General features: G+C 42.4%; 13 protein-coding genes and 5 pseudogenes. 1 reads left to right on the top strand and 17 read right to left on the bottom strand.

The window, feature by feature from the left end:
- The first annotated feature begins 114 nt into the window (after positions 1–114).
- Positions 115–627, top strand: a complete 513-nt coding sequence (locus tag JCM14108_RS00300) for a DUF2507 domain-containing protein (RefSeq protein ID WP_035177238.1) — start codon at positions 115–117, stop codon at positions 625–627.
- A gap of 72 nt (positions 628–699) precedes the next feature.
- Here the strand turns inward: JCM14108_RS00300 and trxA are convergent, their stop codons facing one another.
- The 17 genes and pseudogenes from trxA to mutL form a co-directional block, all read right to left on the bottom strand.
- Entirely contained in the window at positions 700–1,011 is a 312-nt protein-coding gene (trxA, locus tag JCM14108_RS00305; protein WP_035177241.1) for a thioredoxin, read from the bottom strand.
- A gap of 114 nt (positions 1,012–1,125) precedes the next feature.
- Positions 1,126–3,491 (bottom strand): annotated as a pseudogene (locus JCM14108_RS00310) (endonuclease MutS2).
- A complete protein-coding gene (locus JCM14108_RS00315) occupies positions 3,488–4,009 on the bottom strand; it encodes a CvpA family protein (protein WP_235807101.1) in 522 nt (173 codons plus the stop codon). The pseudogene JCM14108_RS00310 and the gene JCM14108_RS00315 overlap by 4 nt, the downstream one beginning before the upstream one ends.
- A gap of 7 nt (positions 4,010–4,016) precedes the next feature.
- The gene (locus tag JCM14108_RS00320) at positions 4,017–4,283 is read right to left on the bottom strand and encodes a cell division protein ZapA (RefSeq protein WP_035177245.1); all 267 of its coding nucleotides are present in this window, start codon (positions 4,281–4,283) and stop codon (positions 4,017–4,019) included.
- Between the two features lie 93 nt (positions 4,284–4,376).
- Complete coding sequence (locus JCM14108_RS00325; protein ID WP_035177246.1) at positions 4,377–4,718, bottom strand: DUF1292 domain-containing protein; 342 nt, start codon at positions 4,716–4,718, stop codon at positions 4,377–4,379.
- 3 nt (positions 4,719–4,721) lie between these two features.
- Positions 4,722–5,156 (bottom strand): Holliday junction resolvase RuvX, encoded by a 435-nt coding sequence (gene ruvX, locus JCM14108_RS00330; protein WP_035177249.1) that lies wholly within the window; start codon positions 5,154–5,156, stop codon positions 4,722–4,724.
- On the bottom strand, positions 5,153–5,434 hold the full coding sequence (locus JCM14108_RS00335; protein ID WP_035177252.1) for an IreB family regulatory phosphoprotein: 282 nt from the start codon (positions 5,432–5,434) through the stop codon (positions 5,153–5,155). The genes ruvX and JCM14108_RS00335 overlap by 4 nt, the downstream gene beginning before the upstream one ends.
- A 108-nt stretch (positions 5,435–5,542) precedes the next feature.
- Positions 5,543–8,185 carry an alanine--tRNA ligase gene (gene alaS / locus JCM14108_RS00340; RefSeq protein ID WP_035177255.1) on the bottom strand — a complete coding sequence of 881 codons (2,643 nt, stop codon included), beginning with the start codon at positions 8,183–8,185 and terminating at the stop codon, positions 5,543–5,545.
- A gap of 269 nt (positions 8,186–8,454) precedes the next feature.
- Positions 8,455–9,816: a DEAD/DEAH box helicase gene (locus JCM14108_RS00345; protein WP_035177257.1), complete on the bottom strand. Its 1,362-nt coding sequence runs from the start codon at positions 9,814–9,816 to the stop codon at positions 8,455–8,457.
- A gap of 8 nt (positions 9,817–9,824) precedes the next feature.
- Positions 9,825–10,772 (bottom strand): DHH family phosphoesterase, encoded by a 948-nt coding sequence (locus JCM14108_RS00350; RefSeq protein ID WP_035177260.1) that lies wholly within the window; start codon positions 10,770–10,772, stop codon positions 9,825–9,827.
- 151 nt (positions 10,773–10,923) lie between these two features.
- A pseudogene (gene dinB / locus JCM14108_RS00355) lies at positions 10,924–12,026 on the bottom strand (DNA polymerase IV).
- Between the two features lie 99 nt (positions 12,027–12,125).
- Positions 12,126–12,514 (bottom strand): annotated as a pseudogene (gene yajC / locus JCM14108_RS00360) (preprotein translocase subunit YajC).
- A gap of 88 nt (positions 12,515–12,602) precedes the next feature.
- Positions 12,603–13,744: pseudogene (tgt, locus tag JCM14108_RS00365) on the bottom strand (tRNA guanosine(34) transglycosylase Tgt).
- Positions 13,745–13,762: 18 nt separating this feature from the next.
- On the bottom strand, positions 13,763–14,821 hold the full coding sequence (gene queA / locus JCM14108_RS00370; protein ID WP_035177262.1) for a tRNA preQ1(34) S-adenosylmethionine ribosyltransferase-isomerase QueA: 1,059 nt from the start codon (positions 14,819–14,821) through the stop codon (positions 13,763–13,765).
- Positions 14,818–15,837, bottom strand: a complete 1,020-nt coding sequence (gene ruvB, locus JCM14108_RS00375) for a Holliday junction branch migration DNA helicase RuvB (protein ID WP_035177265.1) — start codon at positions 15,835–15,837, stop codon at positions 14,818–14,820. The genes queA and ruvB overlap by 4 nt, the downstream gene beginning before the upstream one ends.
- A 16-nt stretch (positions 15,838–15,853) precedes the next feature.
- Positions 15,854–16,452, bottom strand: a pseudogene (ruvA, locus tag JCM14108_RS00380) (Holliday junction branch migration protein RuvA).
- Positions 16,453–16,526: 74 nt separating this feature from the next.
- Positions 16,527–18,497, bottom strand: coding sequence for a DNA mismatch repair endonuclease MutL (gene mutL / locus JCM14108_RS00385; RefSeq protein WP_035177270.1), 1,971 nt, complete (start codon positions 18,495–18,497; stop codon positions 16,527–16,529).
- Positions 18,498–18,507: the final 10 nt, after the last annotated feature.

The following is an 18,507-nucleotide window of genomic DNA, read 5'->3' on the forward strand; positions in this document are numbered from 1 at the left end:
CTTCTTGCCAATTATCAAGTTAATTATTCTTTGCGATATTTGACAAACAAAACAGATTTGCTGAATATATTGTATAATAAATTTATGACAATTTACATTGATGGAGATTAAAAAATGGATAATGAATCATACAAAGCAATCGTAAACAACCCGCGAATGACTGATCTGTTGGGCCAGGAACTGATCCGAGACGAGCTTTTACCCAGTATTCTTGGTTCGGACAATCATGAAATTTCATACTGGGCCGGTAAACATCTGGCCCGCAATCATCGATTGGCAACATTTGATGATTTAGCAACCTTTTTCACCCAATTTAAACTGGGAAATTTAAAGCTGGTCAAAAAAGTCGGCCGACAAATTAACTGGCAGCTAAGTGGTGAAATCGTTAAAAACCGACTGGATTTATTTGATGATCCGGACTTTTACCTCGAAAGCGGCTTTATCGCGCAAAGCTGCCAATATATATCTGATCAAACAGCAGAAGCTGAAATTACAAAGACCAACCCATCGAAAGGGATTGTTTTAATAAGTACCTTTCTTGGCAAGGATAAACCCAGTGAAGATCAGGAAGCAACTGATATTTTTAAACTAATATCGGCGACTCCTGATGAAACATCGGATAAATAAGTTCCAAATATAAAAAAAGCGGTACGAAAAAATCGTACCGCTCTTTTTACATATTGCCAAAAACCATTAGCATTAGTCAGTATACTGAGCTAAAACCTTTTTCAATTGTTCCTTAGGATGATAACCAACAACCGTGTCGACTACCTTACCGTCTTTTTTGATTAAGAGGGTTGGAATACTCATAATTCCAAACTTGGAAGCTGTCTCTGGGTTCTTATCGACATCCATTTTGTTGAAAGTCACATTGTCCAATTCATCGGCCAATTCTTCAACAACTGGTGACTGCATCCGGCAGGGACCACACCAAGTTGCCCAAAAGTCAGTCAGTGTAACACCATTGGCAGTATCATTTTCAAAAGTTTGATCTGTTGTTTCTTTTACCATTTCAAACACTCCAATCTTTCAATATTATTATACTAACAATTTTATAGTAAAAAGCAACCAAATTGCACGATATCTTTTTGCTCTTGCCAATTAATATCAAAGACAAGCTGCTGATTACTTAAATTTAACCACAGTTGAACCGTCGCCCCCAGCGTTTGGTGCAGAGTAACCAAAGCTCTTTACCCGCGGGTTTGATTTAAGATACTCATTGACGCCTTTTCGTAAAGCGCCTGTGCCTTTCCCATGAATAATTGTAACAGATGGATACCCTGCCAGCAAAGCCGAATCAATATATCTGTCAAGCTCATACATCGCTTCCTCGTAACGATGGCCCCTCAGGTCAAGCGTTGGTGACATGCCGCTGGAACGGGTCCGTGAAACCCGTGTCTGGTAAGTTTGCTTGGCTTTCTTTTCCGGAGCAGCTTTTTCCAAATCGTTTTCATCAATTTGCATCTTCAAGATCCCAAGCTGCACTTCCCAACTGCCGTTTTTTTCTTGACGAATGAGGGTTCCCTGCTGACCATATGATTTAACCATTACGTCATCACCGGGATGAAAATCATGTTTGGCTTTTTCTTTTCTGAGAACTTTGTTTTTCTTCAGACTTGGCGCTACTTCAAGCTGATTTAGTGCCCCCTTGGCATCAATCAACTCATTTTCTTTAATCGTGCTTTTACCAACCAGTCGCTGCTTCTTGTGCAGATCAGCAATAATCTGGTCGGCACGTTTTTTAGCTTCCGCCACCACTTGGTTGGCCTGCTCGCGAGCCCGCTCCAATAATCGATCTTTTTGATTTTGATATTGATCAAATTTATCTTGAAGGGCCGTGTGCAATTTCGTTGACTCCGTTAATTCCTGGTCGAGTTGATCAGCCTCATCATGAGCCCGCTTAGTCTGCGCAGTTAATTCGGCGATCATGTTATTAATATCTTGATTTTCGGAGTCCGTAAAGGCGCGTGCCTGCTCGATAATTTTTGGAGAAAGGCCCAATTTGCTGGCAATGTTAAGCGCATTACTTTGCCCGGGAATCCCCATTAAGAAGCGATAGGTAGGCTGTAACGTTTCAACGTCAAACTCCATAGAAGCATTGATGATGCCTGGACGATTATAAGCATAGGCTTTCAGTTCCGGATAATGGGTCGTCGCAATTAATTCACATTTTCGTTGATGAATTGCGTCAATGATTGCCATTGCCAAAGCAGCCCCTTCTTTCGGGTCGTACCGGCACCCAATTCATCCAATAATACTAAGCTTCGCGAAGTCAGTTTGTTTAAAATCGAAATGATATTGTCCATATGGGATGAAAAAGTACTTAAATTAGCTTCGATGGATTGATCATCACCAATGTCGGCAAAGACGTCATCAAATACACCAATTTGACTTTCTTCATTTGCGGTAATAAACAAACCAGACTGGCCCATCAGCTGCAGTAGGCCAACTGTTTTCAGTGTGATCGTTTTACCACCCGTATTGGGCCCGGTAATGATGATGGTGTTGTAATCCTTACCAAGTTGAATATCGTTGGCAACAACTTTCTCCCGAGCAATCAAAGGATGCCTGGCCTGCCGCAGATTTACAATATTTTCTTGAGATACTTCCGGTAAAACCGCACCAAGTTGATGAGCCAATTTTGCTTTGGCATTTACAAAATCGAGTCGCCCTACCAAATTCATGTTTGCCAACAGTTCATGGCGGGACGGCCGGAGAAGATCCGTTAATTCAGCCAGAATTCGGCGTTCTTCTGCCCGTTCAGCCAATTGATCACGCCTTAGTTGGTTATTCATTTCAACAACATTACTCGGCTCAACGTACAGCGTCTGTCCCGAGGCACTCTGATCATGAACAATGCCACCAAAATGCTGTTTGTATTCTGCTCGAATCGGAATCACAAAGCGATCATCGCGCATGGTAATAATCGATTCAGTCAAATACTTGGCATCAGCGCCTTTCAAGTACTTCCCCATTCGTGAACGGATATCATTTTGTGTTCGGACAATTGTCCGTCGAATTGCCCGCAATTCAGCAGAGGCATCGTCCAAAATCCGGCCGTCATCATCAATCGACTGCATCATCCGTTTGGTAATTTCCGGCATCAGCGTCAACTGATCAACCGTTTGGGAAACAACCGTCAATGTGACTGATTCCTCCTGAAAATCTTCAAAAAAGTCATGAATCGTTTTGACAGCTCTTAAAAGCTTGGTAATATGTGCTAATTCTGTACCACTTAAAGAGGCATTTTCGATCCGTAACCGTTTCATATAGGGCGCGATTTCCGTTAATTTTGGAACAGGAATTTCACCTCTTAAACGCACAATATTGGCACCGTCTTCAGTTTCTGCAAGTCGACGGCTTACTTCATTGAAATCGGCACTGGGTGTCAACTGGTCAACAACCGCTTGACCGCGATCAGTTGTTAGAAATGCGCTCAGTTGTTCTTTAATTTTATTATATTCAAGTGTTTCTAAAACTTTTTTATTCATAAACCTTCCTCATTTGAATTTGAAATCCAAAAGTTTGTCAATTTTTCTGACAAAACCGGCGTCTGCCGAACAATCCATTGTGAAATGACTGATTGATCATAAACCTGCTGCAGCTTTTGATTTGGCAGCAGAATTAAAAAACTTAGCAAAACAAAAATAAGCAAATAGTGGGTCACCAAGTTAATACCACCACCCGCAAGCGAATTTGCCTGGCTAATAACCGGCAGTTTGACTATCGGCGAAAGCAGCCTGCGGATCAGTCTAATGACCTGCCATCCCAAAGTAAACAAGGCTATAAACACAATCAGTTTGACAAGTGGCAATTGCCCTTGGTCACCGTTAATCCGTGCCAACAGCCAATTTTTAAGAAAAGCCGTTATCGGTGCAGTGTATAACAGTCCGGCAGTTATTGAAATAATTACGCCAGCTAAGTTCAACAGCTCATTTAAAGCACCTTTTTTCATTCCCCGCCAAAAAGCAGCTATCAGAATCAGTAGTATAGCAATGTTTAACAGCACGTCAGTTTCACTTCACTTCCCGTGGGTCGATGTTTTTCGACCGTTGTGTCAACTGATCTGCCAGTTCAAACTGTTTGGAAATTGCGTTAAACGCAACTAAAATGGCCCGCTGTTCATCAGAAGCTTCCGGGATTGTCTGACGAAGTTGCGTTAACTGCTCGTTTAACAAATCGGAAACCGACTGCAAATGCTCATCTGATCCCTTACCAACCAAAATATATTTTTTACCACCAATTGTTGTTTTAAATCGTCGTTTTTCATCTTTTTCCGACATTAAATCACATCCTAAAAATATTCAACTAAAAAGGACTGAGCCCAAATCTTTGTACTCAATCCCTGCATAAAAATGATATTTCCAAATCCTTAATTACTGATTATCACCGGCATTGCTGTCAGCATCGCTTTGATCGTCACCATCTTTGCCTAAGAAGGTATTCAAAACAGATTCGATCATATCCCACTCTTTATCAGTTTGAATCGGCTGAAGTTCGCCACCTTGTGGGTCACTTGGATCATCACCGGCAGGAAGCGCATATGCCTGAATTTCAACTTCTTCGTCATCCTTCTTACCTGCTGGGTAAATTAAGATGTATGAGCGATTGAAGTCTTCTGATTTGAAAGTGAATAAAACGTCGTAGAGTGTTTCCTCACCGTTATCATCAACTAACGTAATTTGTTGTTGTGTTGGATCTTCTGCCATATTTTGCATACCTCATATCCTAGTTAATTTTCCTTTACGGTCCAAGTAGTTCTGCAGGATCAGTCCTGCAGCCAACTTGTCAATGACCTTTTTACGTTTCTTACGTGAAATGTCTGCTTCCTCGGTAAGCATTCGCTGTACCTCAACCGTTGTCAGTCGTTCATCTTCAAAATCCACAGGAAGGTTGAATTTCTCTTTCAACCGATTGCCATACTGTTCGGAAGCTTCTGCCCGGGGGCCCAAAGAATTGTTCATATTCTTCGGCAATCCGACAACAAACCCATCGACTTCGTATTTTTTAACCAATTGGGTTACTCGTTCTAGCCCAAATTCACCGGCTTCTTCATCGATCGGGATAATCTCGACTCCCTGAGAAGTCCACCCCAATGCATCACTTACCGCGACTCCAACTGTTTTAGAGCCGACGTCTAATCCCATTAATCTCATTCTTCACCTTTTTTTGAATCATTTGGATGGTTATCAAGATAAAACCGAACCAATTCTTCGATTATTTCATCACGTTCATGTCTTCTAATCAAGTTCCGAGCATCCAAGTTACGTGGAATATAGGCAGGGTCACCGGAAATTAAATATCCGACAATTTGATTATATGGATTGTAACCCTTCTCTTCCAATGCTTTATAAACCGTCAACAATGTATCTCGAACATCTTTGGGCTGATCTTCATTGAAATTAAAAAACATGGTTTTATCTAACGAACTCATACAATTCACCTCTATGACGTAAGGTCATTTGTATTAATTTTAACTGATTATCGTTGAAACTACAATCAAGTGAACGAATGTAACCGACATGTAATCCTGATGTAATAATTACTTATTTTCCAACCACTCAATCGCTGCCTGTAATGCGGTTTGCAGACCGGCAGGATTTTTCCCACCAGCTTGGGCCATATTCGGGCGACCACCGCCGCCACCATTAATGTTTGGCGCAATGGCTTTAATCAAGTCACCGGCTTTAAGACCGAACTTCACCTTTTCGTCAGCCACGGCAACCACCAAGTTGGCTTTTTGACCGCTACCCGTCCCTAATACTAAAACATCGGACAAATTATTACTTCTCCAAGTATCTGCCAACTGACGCAATTGCTGCATGCCGGCATCCTTGATATTACCCGTAATAATCGTAAATTGACCAGCAGTTTGTTTATTATCAAAGACAGCTTCAGCCTGTTGCCCAGCCAATTTGGCTTCCAGTGAATCCTGCTTGGCTTTTAGGTCTTTGATTTCTTCCTGCAGCTGTTCAACTCGGGTTGGCACGTCTTTTAGTTGCGTAACTTTTAAGCGATTCGAAATCTGCTTTAACTCATTTGATTGATTGTTGAGCAGCCTAAAGGCATCTTTTGACGTAACTGCTTCAATCCGGCGAACCCCGGCACCCACACCGGACTCTGAAACAATCTTGAACAAACCGATATCCCGGGTGTTGGCAACGTGGGTCCCACCACAAAATTCAACCGAAAAATCACCAATGCTGACAACTCGGACCTTATCACCGTATTTTTCGCTGAAAAGCGCAATTGCGCCCATTTTCTTACCAGTCTTCGGATCGGTTACCACCGTTTTGACATCAGTTTCTTTAAAGATTTGTTGATTGACCATTTGTTCAACTTTTTGTAAATCTTCATCCGTTACTTGACCAAAGTGATTAAAGTCAAAGCGCAAATAACCGGGTTCAACCAGTGAACCAGCTTGTTGGGTGTGGCCACCCAGCACATTTCTCAAGGACTGATCAAGCAAATGCGTAGCAGTATGGTTCTTTTCTACCCGACTGTGGAACAATCGATCAACTACCAAGTGATAAGTCTGCCCTTGGACCAATGATTCCTCAGTTTTGACCGTGTGCAGGTTTTGACCGTTTGGTGCATGTTGAACGTCAATCACATCAGCAACCTTATCGCCATTGTCGTCTAAAATAACGCCTCTGTCGGCTACTTGACCACCCATCTCAGCATAGAACGGCGTCTTATCAAAAATCAATTCCACCGTCTCTGCTTTTGATTCGGAAACCAACTTTTCATCTTCAACAATTTCAAGCAACTTGGCATCCTTGACATCCAAAGTATCATAGCCGACGTATTGACTATCGTCCTTCACTTTAACCAACAAGTCACGTTGAATCTTCATTGATTTGGCACCGCTTCGAGCATTTCGAGCCCGTTGCTTTTGCTTTTGCATTTCAGCTTGGAAACCTTTTTTATCAACACCCAATCCGGCATCAGCGGCTTCTTCTTTAGTTAATTCATATGGAAAACCATAAGTATCATAAAGTTTAAAAGCGGTTGCCCCGTCAATATCTTTTTTGGCTGCTGCTTTAGTGCTATTAATAACATCTTGAAGCAACTTCAACCCATCATTTAAGGTCTCATTAAACCGGTCTTCTTCTGAATGAATAACTTTTTCAATATAATTACGCTGTTCAAGGACTTCAGGATAATAGGATTTGAGCGTTTCACCAACAACCGGTGCCAGCTTGTAAAGAAAGGCCGACTTAATCCCAAGTCGTTGACCATTGACGATTGCTCGTCTGATTAAGCGACGAATAACGTACCCGCGACCCACATTTGAAGGAAGGGCGCCATCACCGATCGCAACCGTAATTGCTCGGGCATGATCGGCGATAATCCGAAACGCAACGTCATCCTGCTTGCTGACACCATATTTTTTATGATCACTAAATGATTCTGTCTGTCTAATCATCGGTAAAAACAAATCTGTTTCAAAGTTAGTTCGCGCATTTTGAAAAATGGAAACCACTCGTTCCAATCCCATTCCCGTATCAATATTTTTCCGGGGCAATGGTTCATAAGTCCCCTGAGGGGTGTGGTTATATTGTGAAAAGACGATATTCCAGACTTCTAACCAACGATCGTTTTCACCACCGGGATAGTTTTCCGGATCGTCTGGTGCCAATTCATCGAAATCAGCGCCGCGATCATAAAAGATTTCAGAATCCGGTCCTGAAGGGCCCTGGCCGATATCCCAAAAGTTATCTTCAATTTCAATGATGTGATCCGGAGCAACCCCAACGGCTTCCCAATACTTTTTAGCATCTGTATCTTTTGGATAAACAGTCATATATAATTTATCTTTATCCCAACCAAACCACTTTGGAGAAGTTAAGAGCTCAAAGGCCCACGTAATCGCTTCTTTTTTGAAGTAATCACCAACGGAGAAATTCCCCAGCATTTCAAATAACGTATGGTGGCGAGGTGTTTTCCCGACATTTTCAATATCATTTGTTCGAATACTCTTTTGAGAACTTGTCATCCGTGGATTTTTTGGCACAACTGTCCCATCAAAATACTTTTTCATTGTGGCAACCCCAGAATTAATCCATAGTAAAGTTGGATCATCAACTGGAATTAGTGAAGCGCTGGGCTCAATGGTGTGCCCTTTTTCTTGAAAAAAGTCCAAAAACATCTGTCTGATTTGACCACTGCTCAAATTCTTCATTTCCCATTTCTCCTTTAAACAAAATAAAACACCGTTGCTAACAGAGACGCCGATTGACGCGGTACCACTCTGATTGCAACGATGTTTGATCGTAACCACTTTATCTCTAAAATTAGAGTTTGTGTTTAATTGTATAACGGTTAAGAGAGCACCAAATCGATTAAATCGTTTTTCACATCAGCCAAAACGTTTCTGAAAATTAATCTAACCTGGCATATTCTTAAGACATTCAAAGTATACGTTTTTGTGAATTTAATGTCAATTGAATTTTATTTATATCGCTTGGAACTCTGCTTGCGCTGCTTTCGTTTTGCGCGGGACTCTTCCCGCTTGGAAACGCGACGATCCATTTCTTCCTTGCGGGCAATTGACATCTTAATTTGACGTTTGTACCCTGGCTTGATTTTTTTCTTCTTTTTCTTAATCAAACCAATCATCGTCGGATCAAGTTTATCTTTCTTCTTACGATGCGTTTGCCGACGCCGACGATCATAAGTGTCAATAATTTCATGATCCTTTAACGCTTTGGGTTTGAAATGAATCCCCATACTTTCCAGTTCTGCAACTTCCTTTTCCTCATCTGGGGAGTAAAGTGTAATCGACGTTCCCGGCATACCGTTTCGACCGGTCCGCCCAACTCGGTGAATGAAGAATTCTAAGTCATCAGTAGGAATATCGTCATTAATGACATGAGAAACCCCTTCAATATCAATTCCCCTGGCTGCCAAGTCGGTTGCCACCACAAATTGAAAATCCAGATTTTTTATCCGTTTCATAATCTGCTTTCGTTCCCGAGGTTTTACACCGCCATGAACCATGGCCACTTTCAACCCTTGATCGCGCAAATATTCAGTTAGTTCTTCGACCCGCTTTCGAGTATTGGCAAAAATCAAAACCAGATACGGTTCACCAATTGTTAACAGTTTATAAATAAGCTGATTTTTATCCTGCCCCTTCGTTGAAATCAGCCAGTTATCAATTGTTGGGCTGATAATTGAAGAAACCGGGATTTCCTCAATAACCGGGTTATCCAAATACTTTTTCAAGAAAACCGTGATCTTTTGTGGCATTGTTGCTGAAAAAACCATCATTTGAACATGTTTGCCAAAACTAGCCGCAATATGATCAACAACGTCCAAAAAGCCCATGTCCAAGGTCATATCCGCCTCATCAATCACCAGCTTGGAAGCCGTATGAACATCCAAACCACCGTTTTGAATCAGATCCCAAACCCGGCCAGGTGTCCCGACAATCAGTTGTGGCTGGTCCTTTTTCAAACGATCTTCCTGGCGCTTTTTATCAGTTCCGCCCACGTAACTGCCAATTGAAATTGGTTTTGGACTAAACTTGGCAATTTGTTTGGCCGCTTCTAAAATCTGATAAGCCAATTCCCGACTGGGCGTGGTAATAACTGCCTGCACCTCATCAATATCAGGATCCAGTTCATTAAAAATTGGCAATAAAAAAGCGTGGGTTTTCCCGCTGCCGGTTGCCGATTGGCCAACCACATCCCGGTGCTGCAAAATAACCGGAATTAGTTTTTCCTGAATTGGCGTTGGTTCTTTAAAGTTTAAGTCATTTAACGCATTTAAAATAAATGGCTGTAAATTAAATTCTGAAAATTTGGTCATAAATTCTCCTATTTGTTTTTCTTAACTAAATTATCCAAATCACGGACAAAATCCTTAATCTGGTCATCACTCTCAATTACCGCGCCGCTGGCCAATGGGTGACCACCACCGCCATAAGCTTTGGCAAGTTCGTTAATGGCAGGTCCCTTCGATCGTAAGCGAATCCGATAATCGCCCTCTTTTTGCTGAACAAAGATTGCCCAGGAAATAACTTCCTTGATACGACCAGGTAACGGTACAATTGATGAAGTGCTTTCATCCCCAAGCCCAAACGGTTTTAGAATCTCATTGGATAAAACCAGATAAGCGGCGCCACTAGGCAACATTTTTAAGTTTTCATAAGCATATGCTGATAATCGGGCCAACGGCATATCGATTTCATCCTCAGCTTGATTAACGTCACTGGCGGAAAAATGATATTTGGTCAACTTTGAAGCAACTTCAAATGTATGCGATGACGTCGATGGATACATAAACCTGCCTGTGTCACCAACAATACCGGCATAAAGCAGTCGAGCGCCTTCATCTGAAAGCGTGAGCTCGGAACGAAACATATCATAGAAATCAAAGATTAATTCAGATGTACTTGAGGCTTCAGGAATCACCCACATTAAGTCGCCAAATTGATCATCGTTTGGATGATGGTCAATTTTAACCAGCGTCTTACCTTTTGTGTAACGGGCATCATCCACCCGAGGCTGATTAGCCGTGTCGACTACAATCACCAAAGCATCTTTATACTGGTCATCCGGAATTTCATCAGCGGTTCCCAGCCATTTAAAGCCCGGAAAATTTTTCCCGGCACAAAAAACTCTTTTATCTGGAAAGGACGCCTTGATAATTTCTGCCAGCCCCATCTGTGAACCGATTGCATCAGGATCTGGACGTTTGTGCCGATGAATAATAACCGTTTTGGCTTGCTTGATCTGATCTAGTATTTGCTTCTGAATGGACATAACCAATAACCTCTTATTAATGAATTTTAATTTTCAACATAATCGTCATAACCATATTTCAATTTCAAAAAAATGGGTGACGCTATGATTAATCGATTTTATTTGATAACACTTTTTCTCGAACACTTAAGTATACACTAAATGTCAATACTTATAAACAACCCTTGGTATGAAATAAATCCAACACAATATTTTCGTAATTCAAGTCGGCCAAATTGGTTAACGTAATACCTAACAATCGCACGCCGGACTTAATATCCGGCATTTCGGCCAATAAGTCACCTGCCAAAGAAAAATAATCGTTTGGATCATTTCGAATAAAATTGTCAAAAGTCGTTCGCTTTGTAAAAGTTGAAAAGTCTTTATAACGAACCTTCAAAACGAGGGTTTTGCCATGTTTTTTCTTTTTGGCCATTTCAGCCGCAACCAATTCCGCAATTTTCATTAATTCGCTGTCGACCTGCGTCTGGTTCGTAATTTCGGGACCAAAAGTCCGTTCCTTACCGATTGATTTTCTAACCCGTTGATATTCGACTGGCCGATTGTCAACTCCCCTAGCCCGTTCATAAAGAACATAGCCAAATTTTCCAAACTGTTTAATGAGATCCATTTGTGACCACTCCAACAGATCACTGCCATTATTGATGTTTAATGAATGCATTTTAGGGACGGTTTTTTTGCCGACTCCCCGGAACTTTTCAATTGGTAATTTCGCCAAAAAAGTTAAGGCATCCTTTGGCTGAATAATTGTTATTCCAAAAGGTTTGGCGTAATCGGAGGCCTCTTTGGCAAGAAATTTGTTGTAAGAAATGCCGACAGAACAGGTTAAGCTGGTTCGGTGCAGAACTTCAGCCTGGATCATGCGACCAAGCTGAACCGGGTCATCCAAATGTCGTTTATTGTTGGTGACATCCAAATAAGCTTCATCTAACGCAACGTACTCAATAATATCTGTATATTCATGAAATATTTGATGGATTTGTGCCGAAACTTGGCGATAAAGTTTAAATCCCGAGAAACGAAAGACAGCTTGGGGACACAGTTCGAGCGCTTTTTGAACACTCATCGCCGAATGAACGCCGTATTTTCGGGCAACGTAATTGGCAGTTGTTACCACACCCCGTCCACCGGTTCTTTTAGGATCTTTGGCGACGATTAAAGCAGCCGTTTCAGCCTAGGGTCCTGTCGTTCTTCAATCGAAGCGTAAAAGGCATCCATATCAACGTGTAGAATATGGCGAAAATGCTGAGACATTGCAAGCCACCTCCATCAAAGACTTCAAACGTATGTTCATGGACCAGCGAAAAAAATGGTTGGCACAAAACCAGGTTCTGTCTCCAACCGTTCTTTGTTTTACTTATCCTCAGACTTTTGATCATCAGTTGATTCAGTTGATTTTTGGTCAGCTGAATCTGAAGTTGTGTCAGTTGTTTTTTCATCGGATTGGTTTTCTGAAGCATTGGCTGATTGAGATGCTTCAGCTGAAGTTGCAGCCGCTGTGACAGCTGGTTGCTTAACCTGAGCAATCGCACTCAAATCAAAGACCAGGTAAATGCCGTCACAATCAAGTGTTACGGTCTTATCCGCCTCATTGATTTCATCAACGACGCGTGAAGCCGACCAATTGTTACAACTTGGTCTCCTGGTTTAATCTTTGATAACTGTTCCCGACGCTTTTGCTGCTGCTTTTTTTGCGGCCGAATCATCAAAAAGTACATCAGCGCAAACAAAACAACAATCATTAAGATTGAGTAAACAGAACTGTTCAATATTTTTCACCCACACTTTCCATAAGAATACTTTACCAAATAACTTGTCAACCGTCCATAGTTAAAAACTTTTTGCGTTAGGTTTGTTATACCCATACTGCTCAAAAACTTCTGCCCTGAGATCCAGTAGATTATCATCCAAAATGGCCTGCTGAACCCGTTTCATCAAATGAATCAGGTAGTATAAATTATGATAACTTGCCAACCGCAAGCCAAAAGTTTCCCCCGATTTGATTAAATGTCGGATGTAGGCGCGTGAGTAGTTGCGGCAGGTATAGCAACTGCATTGATCATCCAACGGTCCGAAATCACGTGCGTATTCAGCATTTTTAACAACCAAACGGCCATGAGAAGTCATGACAGTCCCATTTCTGGCAATTCGAGTCGGTAACACACAATCAAACATGTCGATTCCCCGGATGACGCCATCAATCAATGAATCGGTTACACCAACCCCCATTAAATAACGGGCTTATTTTCAGGTAAAAGTGGCGTTGTAACTTCCAAGATCCGATTCATTTCAGCCTTTGATTCCCCTACCGACAAACCGCCAATTGAGTATCCGGGAAAGTCCATGCTGACTAAGTCACTTGCCGACTGCTTCCGTAAATCCTCGAAACCAGCCCCTTGAACAATTCCGAAGAGGCCCTGAGTTTGCGGGTTTCGATGGGCTTTGAGTCCCCGTTCTGCCCAACGACTGGTTCGTTCAACCGACTTTTTAACATAATCATACGTTTCAAAAAAAGGTGGGCATTCATCTAAACTCATCATAATATCAGGGCCCAAATCATTTTCAATTTGAATGGCTTTTTCAGGTGATAAAAACATTCTGTCGCCATTAATTTCATTTTTAAAAGTGACCCCTTTTTCAGAAATGTCCCGATTTTTAGCCAATGAAAAAACCTGAAAACCGCCGGAATCAGTCAAAATACCGTGATCCCAATTCATAAATTTATGAAGACCACCAGCTTGCTTCACAATGTCTTCACCAGGTCGCAGCCAAAGATGGTAAGTGTTGGCAAGAATGATTGTCGCACCCATTTCATCCAATTCTTCCGGTGCCAGTGTTTTAACGGTTGCCTGTGTGCCGACAGGCATAAAAATCGGTGTCCGAAAAGTACCATGTGGGGTTGTTATTTCACCCAGTCTGGCACCGGTATGCTTTTCTTTTTTAATCAAGCGATAACTGATCGCTGGTTGCATATAAATCCTCCTAAAATTCTAATGAATATACATTGCATCCCCGAAACTAAAGAATCGGTATTTTTCCTGAATGGCATGCTGGTAGGCGTTTAAAATATTTTCACGGCCGGTAAAAGAAGCCACCAGCATGACAAGCGTTGACTTGGGAAGATGGAAATTCGTGATGAACGAATCGACAACCTGCCAATGATATCCCGGTTTAATAAAAATATCCGTCCAGCCGGAGTCCGGATGAATTTCACCGTTAAATTTGGTGCCAACCGTTTCCAAAGTTCGAATTGAAGTCGTGCCGGTAGCCACTATCTTGCCACCATTTTTCCGAACGTCATTCAGCGTTTGGGCAGCTTCTTGAGACAAGCGATAAAATTCACTGTGCATCTTGTGCTCTTCAATGTTGTCCTCTTCGACCGGTCGAAAAGTTCCCAGACCAACGTGCAGTGTTAGATAGACCAAGTGAACGCCCTTATCAGCAACCTTCTGCAATAACGCTTTTGTCCAGTGCAAACCGGCAGTCGGCGCTGCGGCTGAACCCATTTCTTTCGCATAGACAGTCTGATAGCGGTTGGGATCGTCCAGTTTTTCCTTGATATACGGTGGTAATGGTGTTTCTCCCAATCTTTCAAGAATTTCAATAAAAATACCGTCATATTTAAATTCAATTTCCCGACCACCATGATCCAATTCTTTGGTCACGACTGCCTGAAGCTGACCTTCACCAAAATCAATAACGGTACCGACCTTGGCTCGTTTAGCCGGCTTCATCAACGTCTCCCACCGGTCACCTTCAATATTGTGCAGCAACAGCACTTCAATGTGGGCACCGGTCTCTTTTTTGACACCGTAAATGCGAGCCGGCATAACTTTGGAATCGTTCATTACCAAGGCGTCTCCCGGGTTCAAATAATCAATAATGTTGTAGAATCGTCGATCCTGCATCTCGCCGGTCTTCTTATCCAGAACCAGCAGGCGTGATTCATCCCGATCCTTAATCGGCGTCTGTGCGATTAATTCATGTGGCAGATCATAATCAAAATCCTCTAAAGTATAATTTGTTTTCAACGTTCCAGTTCCTTTCATACCAAATTCTGGGGTGTCTGCGGATAATGCAGGTGTTCGTATCCTCTGGGCGTAACCCGTCTTCCCCTGGCAGTTCGCTTAATCAGCCCAATCTGCAGCAAGTAGGGTTCATACATCTCCGCAATTGTATCAGTTTCTTCGCCAATATTGGCTGCCAACGTCTTCAAACCAACCGGGCCGCCATCATAATAGTCAATCATTGTTTTTAAAAGTTTGATGTCAGTCGCGTCAAGGCCCAAATTATCAACCTTTAGCTTTTGAAGCGCGTATTGCACAATCTCCAAATCAATACTGTCTTTATCAAAGACTTGGGCAAAATCACGGATTCGCTTTAATAATCGGTTGGCAACCCGAGGTGTTCCTCGGGATCTCATCGCGATTTCATGAGCTCCGGACTTTAAAATCGAAATCTGAAAGATATCAGCCGTTCGTTCAACAATTTTTTCCAGATCAGCTACTTGATAATAATTCATATGTTCAACGATTCCAAATCGATCTCTTAAGGGTGCCGAAAGCATCCCGGCCTGCGTGGTTGCCCCAATCAACGTAAATGGCGGCAATGGGAAATGAACGGGATGTGCACCCGATCCCTGACCAACAATAATATCAACGTAAAAATCTTCCATGGCCGAATAAAGCATTTCCTCAACCACTTTTGGCAGCCGGTGAATCTCATCAATAAACAAAACATCACCGGGGTTTAATTCATTTAATAATGACAATAAATCACCCGGCTTATCAATCGCCGGGCCGGTGGTTGTTCTGATGTTAACCCCCATCTCGTTGGCAATCACCATGGCCAGCGTCGTTTTGCCAAGTCCTGGTGGGCCGTACAGCAAAACGTGATCCAAAGACTCTTCACGCTGTTTGGCAGCTTTGATATAAACTTTTAATTCATTTTTGACGTCTGATTGACCGATATAATCGGCCAACGTTTGAGGGCGAAGTGTTTTTTCAATGTTGTGCTCATCACCGGACACATTATCCGGTGATACAATTCGATCGTCTTTATCCAACCAATCACCCCTTACATTAATGCATCAATAATTTAAGACCCAAACTGAGATACTCGTCAGTTGTCAAACCATCTTTTTTCGCCAGCTCGGGGGCAATTGCCATAACCTGCTTAGCCGGATAGCCCAAAGCCTTTAGAGCAGACAGCGCGTCCTTAAGCTCGACAGACTGGCCTTCATCCGATTGCGTTTCAGTCTCCACTGCGGCATTCTGAATCAAATCCGCCATTTTTCCTTGAAGATCCAAGATAATCTGCTGCGCAGTTTTTTGCCAACTCCCGGGAATCTGGTCAAAAACTTAACATCTTTATTGTTAATCGCTGAAATTAAGCCGCCTCGATCTTTTCCAGCCAAAATTGCCAGCGCACTTTTAGGCCCAATCCCCGAAACGTTAATCAACTTTTCAAATAACTTTTTATCCGCGCTTTCATAGAACCCATAGAGCAGCATTGCCGAATCGCTGACAGCTTGATAAATATAGACCCGAACCGTTCTATCCTGATCAACTTCAAATCGATAGGGATCGGCCGTGTAAATCAAATAACCAATACCGTTAACCAACAACACAATATAGGCCGGCGTAACTTCAACTACTTTTCCATCCATAAATTCATACATAATTATTCCTCTTTGTTAAAACGTATGTTTGCTAATAAATTGTATCACAAGTTGCCGTCAGACTCGAGGTTAATTTATAAAATTTCTTCGTCCGTTCGGTGCGGGTCCTGAATACGTTTAAACATTTTTTCAATATCGGCATTGGTAAATTTAACGAGTGTCGGTCTGCCATGAGGACAATTGTAAGGATTCTCACATTCCGGTAATTTCTGAAGTAATGCTTTGGCCTGGCGTTCGTCAAGATGATGATTAGCTTTAATCGCCCGTTTGCAGCTCATCATAATCGCCGTCTTTTCTCGAAATGCAGCCACCGAAATTCGATGATCGGCCAAAATCCAATCAATCATTTCCTTAATCGTATCTTCCTCTTGGCCGGCTTTAAACCACATTGGGTGTTGGCGGATAATAAAGCTATTTTGACCAAAGGGCTCAAGGTGAATGCCAAGCTTCAACAGTAACGGTATTTTCTCACTGATTAATAAAAAATCCGATGTTGAATAATCCAATACGATCGGCACCAAGAGCCGCTGCTGATCACGACCAACTTCACCAATGGCCTTTCGATAAAATTCATAATTAATTCTTTCCTGGGCAGCATGTTGGTCAACTAAATACATGTTATCAGGGGTTTCAGCAACTAAATAAGTCCCATGAACTTGGCCAACGTAACGAAGATTCGGAAATCCGGTTTGAGAAGTCGAACCTACCAACTCTTCCTGCTGAAGCGATACAGTATGCTCAGTGACTGCTTTAGAATTTTGGTTAGCCACCTCAACACTTGCTGGCTGATCAAATACCGGCACGGCTGAAGCCTCATCGGCCAACAATGAATCGAACTTGGCAACAGTTGGACTATTCAAATCAGACCGTTTTTTAACCACGATCGGCTCAATTGGCTGTTGATCACCGTTTTTCGGCAAGGCCACTGTTGGCGTTGAATCAGCTTCAAACAGGGGCTGGTTCTTCGAGTCGACATGACTCATTATTGCCGGTTGACGATGTCTGGCTGGCTGTGATGGTGAAAACGGCTTTTTAAATTCCCGGGTGGCATCTGGAATCAGCTGTTTATCGGCCAACATATCACGAATGGCAGTCGCTACCATATCACCGATTCTGGGCTCCTCACTAATCCGAACCTCCTGTTTGGTAGGATGCACATTAACATCAATCAAAGCCGGATCCAATTTGATGTTAATAACGGCGATAGGAAATCGGCCGATCATTAATTTTGAACCATAGCCGTTAATAACAGCCTTGGTAAGCGGAAAGTTTCGAACGTAGCGCCCGTTTAGAATTAGTGAAATGTAGTTGCGGCTTGCCCGTGTCAGCTCTGGAAGGCTGACGTAACCGCTGATCGAAATATCAGGTTTTTCCGACTTGATCGGCTGCATGCGTGAGACGGTCTTTACACCATAAATGGCGCCCAAAACCTGAAGCAGATCTCCTCTACCCGAAGTTCTCAGAAGTTCTCGACCATTGCTGATAAAGGAAAAAGCAACTTCGGGATGACTAAGTGCCAACCGATTAACAATATCTGAAATTTTAGCAAGTTCGGTATTTGGCGAGCTCAAATACTTCAGCCTGGCAGGCGTATTATAAAAAAGCGAATTTACAATAACGGTGGTTCCCTTTCGCGATTCCGCCGCCTTTTGAGAAACCAGTTTGCCACCTTTATATTCAATTTCTGTCCCGACAGAACCGGTTGAAGTTTTCAAGACAACGTTTGAAACTGAACTGATACTTGGCAGCGCCTCGCCACGAAAGCCAAGCGTCCTTACCCGAAAAAGGTCCCGTTGTTCGGTTATCTTACTGGTTGCATGACGCAAAAAAGCCGTTTGTACCTGTGAGCTGTCGATGCCATCCCCGTCATCAACCACTTTAATTGTTTTAAGGCCGGCATCCGCTACAGTTACATCAATTTCTGTACTGTGCGCATCAAGCGCATTTTCAACCAGTTCCTTCACAACGGAAGCGGGTCGTTCAACAACCTCACCCGCTGAAATTTGATTTGCCAGAATTGCCGGCAGTTCATGAATTTGTTTCAACTAGACCACC

The organism is Lentilactobacillus farraginis DSM 18382 = JCM 14108 (assembly GCF_000583655.1).
In the GTDB taxonomy this organism is placed as follows: domain Bacteria; phylum Bacillota; class Bacilli; order Lactobacillales; family Lactobacillaceae; genus Lentilactobacillus; species Lentilactobacillus farraginis.